The 15,785-nt window shown below is 71.3% G+C and carries 14 protein-coding genes; all 14 read left to right on the top strand.

Annotated elements, in window-relative coordinates:
* The first annotated feature begins 71 nt into the window (after positions 1–71).
* The 14 genes from ABZ016_RS22865 to ABZ016_RS22800 all read left to right on the top strand — a co-directional run bounded on the left by ABZ016_RS22865 (position 72) and on the right by ABZ016_RS22800 (position 15,783).
* Positions 72–944: a GntR family transcriptional regulator gene (locus ABZ016_RS22865; RefSeq protein WP_356918489.1), complete on the top strand. Its 873-nt coding sequence runs from the start codon at positions 72–74 to the stop codon at positions 942–944.
* Entirely contained in the window at positions 941–1,408 is a 468-nt protein-coding gene (locus tag ABZ016_RS22860; RefSeq protein ID WP_356918488.1) for a DUF6082 family protein, read from the top strand. The genes ABZ016_RS22865 and ABZ016_RS22860 overlap by 4 nt, the downstream gene beginning before the upstream one ends.
* 126 nt (positions 1,409–1,534) lie before the next feature.
* Positions 1,535–1,720, top strand: coding sequence for an FxLD family lanthipeptide (locus ABZ016_RS22855; RefSeq protein ID WP_355727284.1), 186 nt, complete (start codon positions 1,535–1,537; stop codon positions 1,718–1,720).
* Positions 1,721–1,808: 88 nt separating this feature from the next.
* Positions 1,809–3,848 (top strand): lantibiotic dehydratase family protein, encoded by a 2,040-nt coding sequence (locus ABZ016_RS22850; RefSeq protein ID WP_356918487.1) that lies wholly within the window; start codon positions 1,809–1,811, stop codon positions 3,846–3,848.
* Entirely contained in the window at positions 3,845–4,915 is a 1,071-nt protein-coding gene (locus ABZ016_RS22845) for a lanthionine synthetase LanC family protein (RefSeq protein WP_356918486.1), read from the top strand. The genes ABZ016_RS22850 and ABZ016_RS22845 overlap by 4 nt, the downstream gene beginning before the upstream one ends.
* Before the next feature lie 36 nt (positions 4,916–4,951).
* Positions 4,952–6,997, top strand: a complete 2,046-nt coding sequence (gene fxlM, locus ABZ016_RS22840) for a methyltransferase, FxLD system (protein ID WP_356918485.1) — start codon at positions 4,952–4,954, stop codon at positions 6,995–6,997.
* A gap of 4 nt (positions 6,998–7,001) precedes the next feature.
* Positions 7,002–8,114: a hypothetical protein gene (locus ABZ016_RS22835; protein WP_356918484.1), complete on the top strand. Its 1,113-nt coding sequence runs from the start codon at positions 7,002–7,004 to the stop codon at positions 8,112–8,114.
* A 233-nt stretch (positions 8,115–8,347) separates the two neighbouring features.
* Positions 8,348–10,288 (top strand): ABC transporter ATP-binding protein, encoded by a 1,941-nt coding sequence (locus tag ABZ016_RS22830; protein ID WP_356918483.1) that lies wholly within the window; start codon positions 8,348–8,350, stop codon positions 10,286–10,288.
* Positions 10,289–10,349: 61 nt separating this feature from the next.
* Positions 10,350–11,486: an NUDIX hydrolase gene (locus ABZ016_RS22825; protein ID WP_356918482.1), complete on the top strand. Its 1,137-nt coding sequence runs from the start codon at positions 10,350–10,352 to the stop codon at positions 11,484–11,486.
* A gap of 57 nt (positions 11,487–11,543) precedes the next feature.
* A complete protein-coding gene (locus tag ABZ016_RS22820; protein ID WP_356918481.1) occupies positions 11,544–13,037 on the top strand; it encodes an NUDIX domain-containing protein in 1,494 nt (497 codons plus the stop codon).
* Positions 13,034–14,302 (top strand): M15 family metallopeptidase, encoded by a 1,269-nt coding sequence (locus tag ABZ016_RS22815; RefSeq protein ID WP_356918480.1) that lies wholly within the window; start codon positions 13,034–13,036, stop codon positions 14,300–14,302. Before ABZ016_RS22820 ends, ABZ016_RS22815 begins: the two co-directional genes overlap by 4 nt.
* A gap of 130 nt (positions 14,303–14,432) precedes the next feature.
* Positions 14,433–15,248 (top strand): NUDIX domain-containing protein, encoded by an 816-nt coding sequence (locus ABZ016_RS22810; protein ID WP_356918479.1) that lies wholly within the window; start codon positions 14,433–14,435, stop codon positions 15,246–15,248.
* Positions 15,209–15,334: a hypothetical protein gene (locus ABZ016_RS22805; protein ID WP_356918478.1), complete on the top strand. Its 126-nt coding sequence runs from the start codon at positions 15,209–15,211 to the stop codon at positions 15,332–15,334. Before ABZ016_RS22810 ends, ABZ016_RS22805 begins: the two co-directional genes overlap by 40 nt.
* Positions 15,335–15,363: 29 nt before the next feature.
* Positions 15,364–15,783, top strand: a complete 420-nt coding sequence (locus ABZ016_RS22800) for a methyltransferase domain-containing protein (protein ID WP_356918477.1) — start codon at positions 15,364–15,366, stop codon at positions 15,781–15,783.
* The last annotated feature ends 2 nt before the right edge of the window (positions 15,784–15,785 follow it).

Below are 15,785 nucleotides of genomic sequence, written 5' to 3'. Positions count from 1 at the left end.
TGGTCCTACTCGTCTCTGCCGCACGCCGCCTGATGCGCGCCCTGATGGAGGCTGAGCGCCCCGGACCGAGCGTGAGCGCCATCGCCGACTCGGTGCGACGTGCGATCACCGACGGCGCCCACCCGCCCGGGAGCCTGCTGGGAGCACGCCGCATCGCCACTCAGATCGGTGCGCCCACCGTGGAACGGGTCGACCTGGCGCTACAGGACCTTCAGCGCGAGGGCCTGCTCAACATCAGTCCCTCCAAACGAGTCCGAGTAGTCGGGCGCGCTCAGCGAGCGGAGCGCCCTGAGCAGATCGCCGAGTGGTTGCGATACCTCATCCAGTCCGGGGTCTACCCGCCGTATACCGTCCTGCCGCCGCTACAGCCGTTGGCAAGGAGCCTGGTCTCCTCCACTCCCGACGTCACCGAAGCCCTCCGCCTGTTGGCGAAACAGCACATCCTGTTGATCCGCCGCGGCCACCGCGCCCTCGTCCTCCCCGATCCGCCCTTCCCCACCGTCGCCCCACCCGATCTTGACAATCTGATCCTCGCGCTGACGCGCCGCGCCACCCCCGACGAGCAGCTGACCGCCACGGACGTCCTGGCAGCGTGCACCCAGACCCACTCCTGGTGGGCTAGTCGCACCATGCCACCGCCTGACAAGGCCGACGTCCTCATCGCCACGTTGACCGCCGCCGTGACACGCCTCGTATCGCGGGCCGCAGAACACCACTGCCAGGACCCGGAAGTTCGGACCGTCCTGCGACGAGCTGCCGTTACCGCGCTCAAGGAACGCCCCTCGGACAGGTGGGAGCAGATCTGGCGCACAGCCTGTCTGGGCACCCTCGTCCGCGATCTCTACCAACTCGAACCTTTGTCCACGCAGCCGCCGGAGCCCGACACCTGCGCCGCCGGCACTCGCCTGAACACCTCTGCACCTGAAAGGACCGTTGCAGTATGAAACTCACTACCGCCATCCTCGCTGCCGGCGCCGCCGTCTCGCTCACCACCGCCGTGGTCGGAGCCGCCCGGCTCAGGCAGAACGCGCGACACCAGGCCGACCGGAACGAGGCGGTCCTCGCCCGCAACCAGCTCGACTGGCTGGTGCAGATGTCCACCAACCCCGACCTCGCCAAGCTCTGGACGCCCGAGGACATGGACGTCGAGGAGTACATGCAGCTGCTCAATGCCAACCAGCAGATCTGCACTCTCAGCCTGCGGGACCGGCTTGGCTTCGTTCGCCATGGACAACTGCCGTTCTACGCCGCGCAGCTGATGGACAGCGACGTCTGCCGGCGTTACTGGAACCGATTCGGCGACCTCCGCGCCCAGGAGGCCGAGGGCGACGAGCGCGCCGAACACTTCACCCGAGTGCTGGACCAGGCCGCAAAGCACCGCCTGGAGGTCCAGCCCTCAGCAGCCTGACGGGCTCGCCTACCCCAGCCGCCACGGCTCAGGCGACTTCGCCGGCCGCCGCCGTCTGGGTACAAGCTCCGGGGCTCGAAGGGAGCCCCGGTGTCCCGAACCATCCATCACCCCTAGGAGGCATGCGTGACCGCCATCCAGACCGAGAGGCCGGCCGCTCCCGCGCAGGCGGACCTCGTGAAGACCGACGAGGACCCGTTCGGGCTCGACATCACCTTCATCGAGGGCACGCCAGCGACCGAGACAGTCCTGATGTGCAGCACGGGCGACACCTGCGGCAGCTCCTGCCCCAGCGCCTGCACCACCTCGTAAGCCGGGCCACCCCGGCAACGCGGGCCGGACGGGGCTCTCCCCGTCCGCCCCGCCCCGCCCGCCACGCAGAAGTTGGAGGAGAGCCCTGATGACACGGCAACGGCCCAGCCTGTACGAGGCTGCGGGACAGGCCATGCTGCGCGCCGCGGTGCACACGACCGAGCCCGCCATGCCGCCCTGGCCGACGACCCCGGCACCCGTGGACGAGTGGCGCGCGTGGCTGGGCACGGTGTGGTCCGACACCGACTTCCGCCGGACCGTGTCGCAGGCGAGCCCTCACCTGGCGGACCAGGTGCAGGCCATCATCGACGGCCGCACACCGAAGGTGCGCCGGATGCGCCGGGCGGCGCTGTCCACCGCCCGCTACGCGATCCGCTACGCCCAACGCTCCACCCCCTATGGCCTGTTCGCCGGCGTCGCCCCGCTCGGCTTCGACCAGGCCACGTCCGTCCACATCGGCGACAAGCACCAGGCCGTGGCCCGCCCCGAGCCGATCGGACTCGAGGAGATGCTCAGCACCTGGGAGAGCGACGCCGCGCGCATGGCCGACGTCGAGGTCTGCGTCAACACCCTGATCCGGCAGCGCGACCAGCACATCCACGTGCCCTCCGAGGGCGACGCCGAGTTCCGCCTCACCCTCAGCCCCGCACTGCGTCTTGTACTCGACCTGGCCCGATCACCGATCACCTACCGCTACTTGTCCGACAAGCTGGCCGCGGAATTCCCCGCCGTGAGCGGCACCGCGCGCAACCGGCTGCTCGGTGACCTGCTGCGGGTGCGGCTGTTGCGCTCCTCCCTGCGCGCGCCCGCCATCATCGCCAACCCCACCGACGTCTTACCGCCCACGGAGCGCGCTCAGGCAGCCGGCCTGCGGACAGCGTGTGACCTGCGGCTGGACGCCGACGTGCGGCTGCCCGAGCAGGTGCTGACCGAAGCGGGGACCGCGGCGACCGTCTTGACCCGCCTGGTCACCCATCAGAGCGGGACTCCGACCTGGCGTCGGTGGATCGAGCAGTTCTCCGAGCGCTACGGCGAGAACACCGCCGTGCCGGTGGAAACGGTGACGGACCCTGACCGGGGCGTGGGCTTCCCAGCAGGGTTCGTCACGGCGAGCGAACCGCCCCGGCCGATGTCCCGGCGCGACCGCCTGCTGCTGGAGCTGGCCGGCACGGCCGCCGCCGAAGGCAGCCGCACCGTCGCCGTGACCGGGGCGATGATCGAGGAACTGGAAGCAGCGGCCGGCGACAAGGCCCAGGATCCGGCGCCCCACCTCGAACTGGCCGCACAGGTCCACGCCGCCTCTGTTCCGGCCCTGGACCGAGGCGACTTCCGGCTGCGTGTTCTGACCGTCTCCCGCTCGGCCGGTTCGATGACCGGACGGTTCTGGCACCTCTTCCCCGGCACCGAGGCAACGTACGCACACCTGCCCACCATCGATGCGGAGGCGGAGCTGGCACAGCTGTCCTTCCACGCAGGACGTGTGCCGGCCGACCTGCTCACCCGCGCGCCCCAGGCCCTGCCCCGCGTCGTCAGCGTCGGCGAATTCCGCCGCCCCGCCCCGCACGTCCTCTTCCCCCGCGACCTGTCGGTCACCGTCGCCGACGGCCGCCCCCAGCTGGTGGACTCCGCGACGGGCAAGCCGCTGGAGCTGCTGGCCCCCACCGCCATCAACTTCCTGTGGAACAACTACACCCCGCCGATGGCCCGCTTCCTCGGCGAGATCAGCCGGGCCGCATCCCCGCAGGTGACCTGGTTCGACTGGGGCGCCGCCTGGACCCTGCCCTTCACCCCGGCCCTCACCTACCGACGCACCATCCTCACCGCCGCCCGGTGGAAGATACGCAGCCGCACGCTGCCCGCCCGCACCGCACCACTCCAGCAGTGGGCAGACCAACTCCACGCCTGGCGTGCCCGGTTCCGGGTGCCGGAGCGGGTCCTGCTCGCCGAGGACGACCAGCAGCTGCCCCTCGACCTCACCCGCGACGTCGACCTGGACCTCCTGCGCGCGCACCTGGACGCCAGCCCCTTCGGCATCGCCACCCTGCACGACGCGCCCCCGCCGGACGCCGACGGGTGGATCGGCGGCCGGGCCCACAGCATCGTCGTCCCCCTGGCCAGGCGCTCATGACCACGACGACCGTGCCCCGTACGCAGGACCTGTCCGAAGGCGCCCTGGGGATGGCCCTGCTCGACATCGAGCGCCGTGACCTGGCCACCGCCCGCCGCCACCTCGCCCAGGCCACCGTCCGAGGGGTGAGCACCGGCAGCAACGCCAGCCTCTTCCACGGCGCACCCGCCCTGGAGTTCGTCCTCGCCCGCGCCCACGGGGCTGGCGACGACGTCCGCGCGGCCGTCGACCGCGTCGTGGACGCCCGGCTCGCCGCCGCCCACCGCCGTCAGGCGGCCGGCGCGCTGCCCCACCTCGCCGAATGGGACCTCATCCGCGGCTTGACCGGACTCGCCGCACTGCTGCTGTCCCGCCGCCCGATCGCGCCCCGGCTGCCCGACCTGCTCGCCTGCCTCGTCGCGCTCGCCCACCCCGCCCGCAGTGAAGGCCGGATCCTGCCCGGGTGGTGGTCGCCGGTCGGCCCCGACGGGAAGACGATGGCCGGCGGCCACGGCAACAACGGCATGGCCCACGGCATAGCGGGGCCACTGGCCGTGCTCTCCCTCGCCCTGCGCGCCGGAGTCAGCGTCCCCGGGCAGGAGGAGGCCGTCGGCACATTCGCCACCTGGCTCGACCGGCACGGCGCCCACTACTGGTCCACCGCAGCACACCTGGAGGCCGACCAGCCGCCCGCAGCGGAACCGGCCCGCCAGTCCTGGTGCTACGGCCAGCCCGGCATCGCCCGCGCCCAGCAGCTCGCCGCGCTCGCTCTCGGCGACACCGCCCGGCGCCAAGCGGCCGAGGACATCGTCGAGACCATCCTGACCGACCCGCTGCGGCTCGCCCGCATCGCCGACTCGACCCTCTGCCACGGCTGGGCCGGCCTGCTGACCCTCACCCGCGCGGTCGCCGCCGACAGCCCCGCCCCCGCACGCTTCACCCCGATCGTCCAGGACCTGCACCGACGGCTGGCCGCCGACTGGGAGCGCCTGCCCAAACCCGGATTCATGGAAGGCCGCGCCGGAGCCCAACTCGCCCTGAACGCCACCGACACCACCGGCTGGACCCGCGTCCTCCTGCTCACCTGATCCTCTCCCCGCCGCCTCGCAAGGAGTTTTCTGCCCATGACCTTCGACGACGAGAACCTGCCGATCCCCCCGGACACGTCCTGGTGGCACGCCTCCGTGGCCTTCCCCGACCAGCACGCGGACGCCGCCCGGGCCCTGGCGACCGCGCTGTCCGGGCGCCGCTTCCACTTCCTGCGCAAGGACGCCGGCGTGCGTCTGCGCACCGAACAGCCCGCCACCGGCCTGCTGGACCAGCTCGTCGCCGCCCGCGTGATCACCGGCTGGACGGGCGGGATCTACGAGCCGGAGATCCATGCCTTCGGCGGCCCCGAGGGCATGGAGGTCGCGCACGACGTGTTCTGCGCTGACAGCCCGGCCGCGCTCGCCGAGGCTGGCGCCCCCGGCGCCCGTGAGCGCAGCGTGATGCTGCTGTCCGCCATGATCCGCGAGGCGGGACTGGACCCGTTCGAAGCCGGAGATGCATGGGCCCGGTGGGCTGCCCTGCGGCCTCCCGTCGCCCCGCCCCAGGGGCCCGCGCTGGAGAGAGCCGTCTCCGCGATGCGGCGGCTGATGAACGCGGACGCTTCGCTGCGCCCAGACGCGGAAGCGGGCTGGGTCGAGCGCGTCGCCGCGTTTGAGGACGCCGGCCGCCGCCTGCGCCGGCTCGCCGCTGACGGCCGACTGATACGCGGAATCCGGGGCGTCATCGCCCATCACGCGATCTTCGCGTTCAACCGCGCAGGCGTGCCTGCCGAAGCGCAGGCCGCCACCGCGTGGCTCGGCCGTCACGTCGCCTTCTCCACCGGAGAAGGAGCTGACGTGTCCACCCGCAAGTCCGCCCCGGCGGACCCTAGCCTCCCTCGAATGGAGACCACCATGACACCCGTCACCGACCCCAACCAGCTGCGCGAATCCCTCGCCCAGCGGCTCGTCGACAGCGGCCACCTGCGCAGCAAGGCGGCCATCGACGCCTTCCGCACCACCGACCGGCACGCCTTCCTGCCCGGCGTCGACCTGGAGAGCGCGTACAAAGAGGACGCGGTCCCGATCAAGCACGACGAGCACGGGGAGATGATCTCCTGCATCTCCGCGCCGTCCATCGTCGCCACCCAGCTCGAACAGCTCGGCGCCCAGCCCGGCCACAAGGTCCTGGAAGCCGGAGCCGCCACCGGCTACAACGCCGCCCTCCTCGGCAAGATCGTCTCCCCCGGCGGGCAGGTGTGGACCCTCGACGTCGACCAGGACCTCGTCGCCGGCGCGAGCCAGCACCTCGCCGAGGCAGGCGTCGACAACGCCACCGCGGTGATGGCCGACGGCGCGGCCGGGCTGCCCGAGCACGCCCCCTACGACCGGATCATCTTCACCGTCGGCGCCGGCGACGTCCCCGTGAAGATCCTCGACCAGCTCGCCCCCGGCGGGCGCCTGGTCCTGCCGATGCGCATCCGCGGCAGCATCTCCCGCTCCTTCGCCTTCGAACGCGACGGCGACACGTGGAAGACCGTCTCCTGTGAGATGGCCACCTTCATCCCCCTGCGCAAGGGCGTCTGCGACGACGTGTACACCCTCGTGCCGATGGCCGGCGAGGGCAACGTGCGCCTGGAGACGTTCAGCGAGCAGGACGTCGACCGCGAGGCGCTGCGCTCCGTTCTCGACCAGCAGCAGACCAAGCTCTACACCGGGGTGAAGTTCCGGCAGGGCTCGGCGTGGGAGTGGCTGTACCTGTACCTGGCCTGCGTGCTGCCCAACGGCCTCTCCCGCCTGCCGGGCCAGCGCCCCGGATTCACCCCGCACTTCGGGTGGGGCTCCATGGCCGCCCTCGACGCCGGGTCGCTCGCGTACCTGACCATCCGCGAGGGCGAGGACGAGAAGGGCCGGTACTGGGAGGTCGGCGTGATCGGCCACGGCGAGGGCGGCGCCGACCTCGCCGAGCGCGTCGTGAGCGAGATCCGCGCCTGGGACGCGACCGGCGGCAACGACGCCCCCGAGCCGGGCTTCCGGATGGCCGTCGCGGACTCGCGTGACCGGCTGACGGCGGACGACGCCCGCTTCGTCGTCGACAAGCCCTACAGCCGACTGGTCGTCGACTGGGCGCGCAAGGGCTGAGCCGATGATTCCCGCGATAGCCAGCCGCATCCCCCTGGTCCGCCGCACCAAGGCGCCCGCGCTCCCCTTGGAGGAGCGCATCAACCACCTCACCGGGCTGACCGTCGCGCCCGCAGGTGCGAGCCACCATGACCTGGTGGCCCGCGCCTGCGGGGTCCTCAACTACGCCGCGCTCATCGCCTCCGACGTCGGCCTGCCCGGCCTGGCCGAGGATCTGTGCTGGCGCCAGCACCAGGTCTTCACCGACGCCGGACGCCTCAGCGGACGGGTCGCCGTCATGTCGCTGATGCCGCTCGTCAACCTCTCCCGATTGCAGACTCGCGCCGGCCACGGCGAACTCGCCTACGGCTTGTTGTGCTGCCTCAACGACGCTGCCCGACATCGGAACAAGGCTGACATCGACGGCCGCACCGTCGACCTGTCTGCTCTGACCGGCAAGGACGAGGACCACCGCACGGTGTGCCAGGAGCTGTACGTCACCCTGCTCGTGGACGGCGCCCGCGCCCTCGCCCAGATCGGGCGGTGGACCGACGCGGCCGACGCCATGGCCCGGCATCGCGGCATTGGCAACCGGCTCCTCGACGGTCGCCAGATCAAGATCATGGCCCTGATGGAGCAGGGCCTGGACCAGCAGGCCCGCGACCTGATCGACACCACCCAGCCCACGGAGCCTTGGGAGAGAGCCATCGCCCTCCTCCTGCACGCCCACTGCCGGCCCGAAGACACCCCCGTCCCTGAACCCGACCTCGATCGCACCGTTGATGCAGCCGTCCAGCTCCTCGACCATCCCGATCCGCCGACCGCCGCCTTCCAGACCCGGACGGGCCTGTCAGCCCTGGAACTGGACCGCACCGGACGCCATGTCGCCCGCGTACTCGACTCCCTCGTCAGCGTTGCCCGACTCGACGCCTACGCCGCACGAGACGCACTGCACCACCCCGTCGCCGCGGCCGCCCTGGACGACCGGGCGACAGACGCGCTGAACGCGGTGATCGCCGCGGCCGGACTGGGATCCGGCGTCCTGTCCGCCCACCACCATGAGGCTCTGACGGGCGCGGTCGGCCACGCCGAGACAGAGCTGGAAAGGCTGCTGCAGGCCGAACCAGATCCCGGCTAGGAGGAGACGCCCGGGATGGCCCGCCGTGCTGCCCACGCTGTTTGGCGGTGTCGGCGTTTCGGCCATTTCCTGCCCGCGGCCGCTCCAAGCCAGACCAGGGATCCCGCGCCCGCGGGGTTCCCTGACGCAGGAAATAGCGGGCTCCCCAGCACGACCGAATGACGTGTGTTCGATATCGCAGCCGTGTCGTTAGACCTCACGACTCTGCCGCAGCGACCGTCCTAGGGGGAACGATGACCTCGGCCATTACGCAGGACCAGCCGCCGCAACCGCCAAAGGGGGCCGCGCCGGACGACGAACCGCAGGAGGCCGGTGTTCGAGAGGAGGAATACCTCTACCGCGACGAGTCGAGGCTCCAGGCCGGCTCACTGCTGACCTCCCGCACCATGGCGCGGCGCCTGCCCTCGCTCGTGCGGCGCTCGGTGCAGATGGCCTGGCGCGTGGACCGCGGCGCGACCATCGGCCTGCTGGTGTGCCAGATCGGGACCGGCGTCCTCGCGGCCCTCGGCCTCCTGGCCGTCACGGGCACGATCACCGCGCTGATCTCCTCGGGCGGCATCACCGAGCGGCTGTGGGACGCCGCCCCGCAGCTGGCCGTGATCGCCACCGCCACCGGCCTGCGCGCGCTGCTGGGCATCGCCGTCGTCTGGCTGACTGGCCGTCTGCGCCCGGTGCTCGGCCGGGCAGCGGAGCTGACGATGATCGAGGCCGCGCTCGGCGCGGAACTGGCCGCCAACAACAAGCCCGGCTACAACGACGCCTACGACATCGCCGACCGCGGCGCCCAGGTCACCCCCGACCTCGTCGAAGAAGCGCAGGACGTCCTCGCGGCGACCGCCACGCTCGCGGCCGGCGCCACCGTCCTGACCGTCCTGCATCCGCTGCTCCTGCCTCTGCTCTTCCTCGCGTGCCTGCCGCAGGCCGCCGCCTACGTGCGCTCCGCACGCGTGATCTACCTGGCCGGGCTGGAGACCTCCGGGCGGCGCCGGATGCTGGGCAAGCTGCGCTGGCACATGGCCTATCAGGAGTCCAGTGAGGAGATGCGCGCCTGCCTGGCCGGGCCCTTCCTGATCGGCCGGTACCGGCGGCTGGCCGCCTCGGTCAACGCGGCCGAACGCAAGGCCGCGAACACCGGTGCCTGGATGGGGCTGGCCGGAGCAGTGGCCGGCGGGATCGCCTCGACCGCGGTGTGGGCGGCGCTGCTGTGGCTCCTGGCCTCCGGGCGGTTGAGCCTGGCGGCCGGTGGCGGCGCCGTCTTCGCCCTCCAGACCGCCACCGGCTCGGTGCGCGGCATCATCAACGGTGGGGCACGCCTGGTGCGCACCGGCTGGTACGTGCAGGACTGGCAGAACTTCCTCGACAACGCCCACGGCCAGGCCATGACCGATTCCCGCGGCACCGCGCCCGTGACCGCGGCCCCGGAGCGTTTCGAGGTCCGTGACGTCACCTACCGCTACGACGGCGCCCCGAAGGACAGCCTGAGCAACGTCTCCCTGCACGTGCGGCGTGGGGAGATCGTGGCGCTGGTCGGGGAGAACGGCTCCGGCAAGACGACCCTCTCGCGCCTGCTGTGCGGGCTGCTGCTGCCCACCGAGGGCGACGTGGCCTGGGACCACGCCTCCACCGCAGACCTGGACCCGTGGGGATCGTGGGGGCACGTCGCGCTGGTGCCGCAGAAGTTCACGTACCTGCCGCTGACGATGCGCGACAACATCAGCTTCGGGCAGGGCGACACCAGCGATGCGGCCCTGCTCGCCGCATGCGAGGCGTCCGGCGCCGCGGAGATGCTGCCGGGCCTGCGTTCCGGCCTGAACACCCTGTTGACCAGCGAGTGGTTCGGCGGACAGCAGCTCTCCGGCGGGCAGTGGCAGCGCTTGGTCCTCACCCGAGCGTTCCACCGGCAGGCGGCGCTGCTGGTGATGGATGAACCCACGGCCGCCCTCGACGCCCGCGCGGAGCACCGGATCTTCGCCGGCCTGCGCGAACTGGCCAAGGACCGCGCCATCCTGCTGATCACGCACCGCCTCACCAACGTGGCCGTCGCCGACCGGATCGTGGTCCTGGACGAAGGGCGGATCGTCCAGGAGGGCACCTACACCCAGCTCACCCAGGAGCCGGGTCTCTTCCGGACCCTGTGGGAGCTGCAGCGCCGGATGAGCGGCGACACCCCCTGATCGCCCCTAGCCGTTCCGCGCTGCCCACTCGCCCGTACACCGTCTCGGAAGGCAGAGATACGTGGCCTCTCCCGTCTCCCCTTCGGATCACGTCTCACCGCGTGCCGCTCTGCCCGCAGCGCAGGACGCCGCATCCCGGCATGCGGCGTGGCTCGGCGCCGCCGCGATCATCACCGACGAGGTCGGCCGGGTCCTGCTGGTGCACCCCACCTATCGCGAGGACGACTCGTGGCTGCTGCCCGGAGGCGTCGTCGAAGCCGGCGAACACCCGCACGTCACCTGCAGGCGCGAGATCACCGAGGAACTGGGCCTGGATCTACCCCTGTCGGCCGTGCTCGCCGTCCACTCCTTCTCCCCGCACCACCCCGACCTCCAGCCCGCCACGGCATGCCCCGGCGAGATCCGGTTCGTCTTCGACGGGGGAACCCTCCGCCCCGACCAGGTGGAGGCGATCCGCCTGCCGCACGAGGAGCTGTCCGAGTACGCCTTCCTGGAGACCCGGGACGCAGTGCAGCGGCTGCGGCCCGTGGACGGGCAGATCATGCTCGCCGCCTACCGTGCCCGGCTCGGAAACACCGCCACCGCTCACCTCGCCGATGGCCGGCACATCTTCGACGTCCCGGCGCTGGACCGCCATGACGTCCACGTCCGGTACCGGCCTCTGTGGGACAGCCCTCTCAACCGCGGCCCCGTCCCCGGGCAGCTGCCCGTGCAGCAAGCCTGGGCGTGGTGCTTCATCCCCGACGGCCGGGTCGTCCTGGTGGCCGACCCCGGCCCGCGGGGCGCGCTGCCGATGCTGCCCGGCGGCACCGTGGAGACGACCGACGCGACGCCAGAGGACACCCTGCACCGCGAAGCCGCCGAGGAAGCCCAGCTCACCCTGGCCGAACCGGTGCGACTGGGCTGGGTGCTGGACGAGACCGGCAAGGTCTACGGCGGCGTGGGGCCCAACGCCCGGCTCCGCCTGGCCGCCCGGGTCACCGACATCGGGCCGACGGCCGTCGACCCCGCCACCGGCCACCCCTTCGCCCGCCTGCTCGCCACCCCCGCCCAGGCAGCCGCCCTGCTGGGCTGGGGCCCGCCCGGCGCGCGGCAAGCCCAGCTCGCGGCGGAGACGGCACGCGAGCGGTGGGGCCTGCCCACCGCTCGCTCCGCCCCCATCGAGGAGATCCCTGCGGAGGGGATGCGGCTGAGCTGACCCGAACACGCACCCCGCCTCGACTCCTCCCGCTCTACGGCCCTCTGAGGTAGCCCCATGCCGTTGTCGCACGACCACATCCGCACCACCGTCGAGACCTACCTCGCTCGCCACCCTCACGAGCGCGAGCAGCTCGGCGGCCTCCTGGACGCCCTCGAACGTCCCACCAACATCGCCAGCCGCTCCACCTTCACCGGACACGTCACCTGCGGCGCGATCGTCGTCGGCCCGCTCGGCCGCGTCCTGCACGTGCTGCACCTGGCGAGCGGGAAGGTCCTCGCCCCCGGCGGACACCCCGAGCCCGCCGACGAGTCCCTGGCAGCAGCGGCGCTGCGGGAGCTGCACGAGGAGACCGGGATCCCGCCCCAGGCCGTGGCACCGTGGCCCGGCTACGAGGCCGTGCCGTTCGACATCGACATCCACGACATCGACGCCCACCCGGGCAAAGGCGAACCCGGCCACCAGCACTTCGACCTCCGGTTCCTCTTCCGCCTGCACCCCGCAACAGATGTGCCCGTGGTACTGCAGGAAGAAGAGGTCGGCGGCATCGAGTGGCGTCCCGTGGACAGGGCGTCCTCCCCCTCACTGCGCGAGAAGCTGCTCAAGCTCGCGCCGGAGACCGAACCGGATACGGCCAACGCCTCCGCCCTGATCTACAACGACCGCGGCGAGTACCTGCTCCACCTGCGCGACTACTTCCCCGGCCGGATCTGGGAGCCGGGCATGTGGTCACTGCTGGGCGGCGGCCGAGAGCCCCAGGACGTCACCCTGGAACACACCGTGCGGCGCGAACTGGCCGAGGAAGCCGGCCTCGACATCGCCGACCTGACCCCGTTCGGCACCGAGTACGCCTCCGACGACGCCGGCGCGAGCGTGCCCATCGCCATCTACGCTGGCCGCTGGAACGGCGATCCCCGCGAACTCCGCCTGACGGAAGGGGTGATGCTGGCCTGGTTCGCCCCCGATGACCTCCACCGCCTGCGCATCGCAGACACCACCAGCGACCTCGTACGGCGCCACGCCGCCAGCCTCCCGGCCAACGCTTCCAGCACTGCGTCGCAGAGCGGGCTCGCGTCGCACGAGGAGCGTCGCCCAGCTTCGCCGCACGGCACGGTCCTCAACGTCATCGGCGTCCACCTCTACCTGGAGCGGCCCGACGGGACGGTGTTGCTCGGGCTGCGCCACCCCGACTCCGAGTTCGCGCCGTCCACCTGGCACGTCCTGGCCGGCCACTGCGAGCAGGAGAGCGCCATCACCTGCCTGATCAGGGAGGCACGGGAGGAAGCCGGCCTGCGCATCGAGCGCCAGGACGTCGAACTCGTCCACGTCGTCCACCACATCGACAAGGCCGGGGACCGGCCCCGCATGGGCCTGTTCTTCCGCGCTCGCACCTGGAGCGGCGATCCGGAACTACGCGAGCCGGACAAGTGCACCCAGTGGAAGTTCTGGGATCCCGCCGCGCTGCCCGACAACCTCGTTTCCTACACCCGCCAAGCCATCGCAAAGATCCAGAACGGGGACCTGTACAGCGAGACGGGCTGGCGCGCATGACCGGCACTCCGAGCGGCGCACACCGTCGTGTGTCCACTGCAACTGCGGCCGGCCGTGAGGACACCCGTCTGGTGGTGATCCGCGGCAACTCGGCGTCAGGCAAGTCAAGCGTGGCCCAGGGCCTGCGAGATCACTACGGCCGCGGTATCGCGATCGTGGGCCAGGACGTGATCCGCCGGAACGTGCTCAGGGAACACGACACCGCGCGCGGCGCCAACATCGCCCTGCTGGGCAGGATCGCACGCGAAGCACTGAACGCCGGCTTTCACGTGGTGCTTGAAGGGCTCCTGTACGCCGACCGCTACAGCCACTTGATCACGTCTCTGGTGCGGGACCACCGCGGTGTCTCCTGCTGCTACTACCTGGACGTGCCGCTGGAATCGACGTTTGTCCGACACGCGTCGAAGGCGGATGCCGCGTACCTGACGCAAGTCACCAACAACCACCTGGCCTCCTGGTACCGCGAGCTGGATCTGCTGCCCGGCGGTCTGGAGACCGTGATCCCGGCCGACAGCACGCTGCAGGAGACCGTCGCGCGAATCGTGGGCGAAACCGACCTGGCCTCTGCCTCCCCCATCCCGTCACCGCAGTGCAAGCCGTCGCAGGGAGACTCGATGAACCCTCTGGTGTTGATGTCCGATCCGCGGGTCGCCGCGATCCCGGTGCGCGAGTGCGGGGAGCCGCTCATCGACGTGCGTGACCACAGCTTCCGCGTCGATCCCCGCAAGCAAGATCTATTGGGCGCGTTCGCCCACGTCCGCGAGGGCGTCCTGACCCGGCTGGAGCACGCCCGCTCGCTCCTGCCCGCTGGCATCGACCTGCTGTTCATCGAGGGCTACCGGCAGCTGGCCCTACAGCAGCACTACTTCACCGAGTACCGGGACGAGCTGGCCTCCGCTCACCCCGGCTGGACAGCTGAGCAGCTGCACCAGGCCGCCAGCCGGTACGTGTCGCCGCCGGAGATCGCGCCCCACTCCGCGGGCGCGGCCGTGGACGTAACCCTCGTCGACCAGGACGGCCACGAACTCGACCTCGGCACCCGCGTCAATGCCTCCCCCGAGGAGAGCGACGGCGCCTGCTTCACTCACGCCCCGAACCTCAGTGATCACGCGCGCCACCACCGCACGCTGCTGCTCAAGGCTATGGAGAACGCAGGTTTTACCAACTATGCGACCGAGTTCTGGCACTTCTCGGTAGCGGATCGGTACGACGCGCTGATGCGGCAGGAGCCGCACGCGCGCTACGGACCGATCGAACTGCCCTAGCGAGCCGGCATCCTCGTCCACCTTCTCGCCACCCACGCCGATTCGGAACCACAGGAGCGCGGCCACCCCACCCTGGCGCGCCTGCGATCCCAAGGCCGCAACGGACGGACCGCATCGAACGGAGGAACGCATGCCTGACGACACCCAACAGGCGATCCCAGCCGTCCCGAGTCCGGCGACCGGAGGGGAACCACAAGAGCACCACATGCACCTGCTCGGGCGGTACTACCGCCAAGTGGAAGCAGGCCGCAAGACGATCGAAGTGAGGGTGGCCACCCCGCAGAAGCGCGCCGTCGCAGTCGGTGACACGGTCGTCTTCCACGACCGGGACACCGGGCGGGAACTCGACGTCATCGTTAAGCGGATCACCCCGTACCACTCCTTCGAGGATCTGCTCAGCTCGGAGGACACCGTGCGCATCGACCCGGACGGGCCGCCCGGAGAGCTGCTCGCCAACCTCCGCGGCATCTACTCGCCGGCCAAGGAAGCCCTCGGCGTTCTCGCCCTCGCGTTCGACCACCGCCCGGCCCGGCCCGGCCGCCCCATGCCTATGACGCCCACGCAGTACGCGCAGACCGTCCCCCACCACACGGTGTACGGCTGCCTGTACATCCGCGACGAGAACGACCGGCCGGTCCAACTGCGCTCGGTCTACGGCTCGAGACTCTGGCAGTTCCCGGGTGGCAACCTGGACGCCCCGGGCGAGGACCCGCTGCAGACCGCACGGCGCGAGGCGGTCGAGGAGACGGGCCTCGAACTCGGCCTGGAAACGCCGAAGCTGCTCCTGACGCACTTCCTGCACGCCGGGCCGCGCCTGCCGCTGAACAAGGTGGGGCTCATCTTCGACGGAGGCTGGCTGACCGCCAGCCATCTCGGCCGGATCCGTTCGATCCCGCGGAGCACGACATGTGGGCCGTCCACGACCTCGCCACCTGGCAGGAGCTGATGGCTCCGCTCGCCTTCGCCCGCCTCGACGCCATCGAACGAGCCCGGCGCGGCGAGGGCCCCGCCTACCTGATCACGCACACCTGATCCCCGACACCCCCACCCAGGAGGCAACCGTGCCCGCCGAGGACACCAACACCCGGGCCTGGCAGATCTACGGCCAGCGCCAACTGGCCCGCTCCTACACGCCTCCCATCCCCGACCGGCTCGGCTGGACGCCTTGGGAAGGGATCGGACCGGGTGCAGAAGTCCTCGGTGACGTCGCCGGCCGCCGGGTCCTGGACATCGGGTCCGGAGCCGGCCACCACGCCGTCCACCTCGTCCAGGCTCACGGAGCCCGCGTCACCGGCATCGAGTTGTCCCCGACCCAGCATGAACGCGCCGTCTCCGCCCACGCAGACGTTGACGGCGTGGAGTTCGTCCAAGCAGACGTGACCGAGTACCTGGCCGGAGCCGAGCCGTTCGACTCCGCGTACGCGATCGGGACGCTCGCCTTCATCGACCCGCCGCGCTCCGTCGAGACGCCAATGCCTTGACC

Source organism: Streptomyces sp. NPDC006372 (assembly GCF_040612515.1).
Taxonomy (GTDB): Bacteria; Actinomycetota; Actinomycetes; order Streptomycetales; family Streptomycetaceae; genus Streptomyces.
This window is presented reverse-complemented; position numbering and strand designations above follow the sequence as displayed.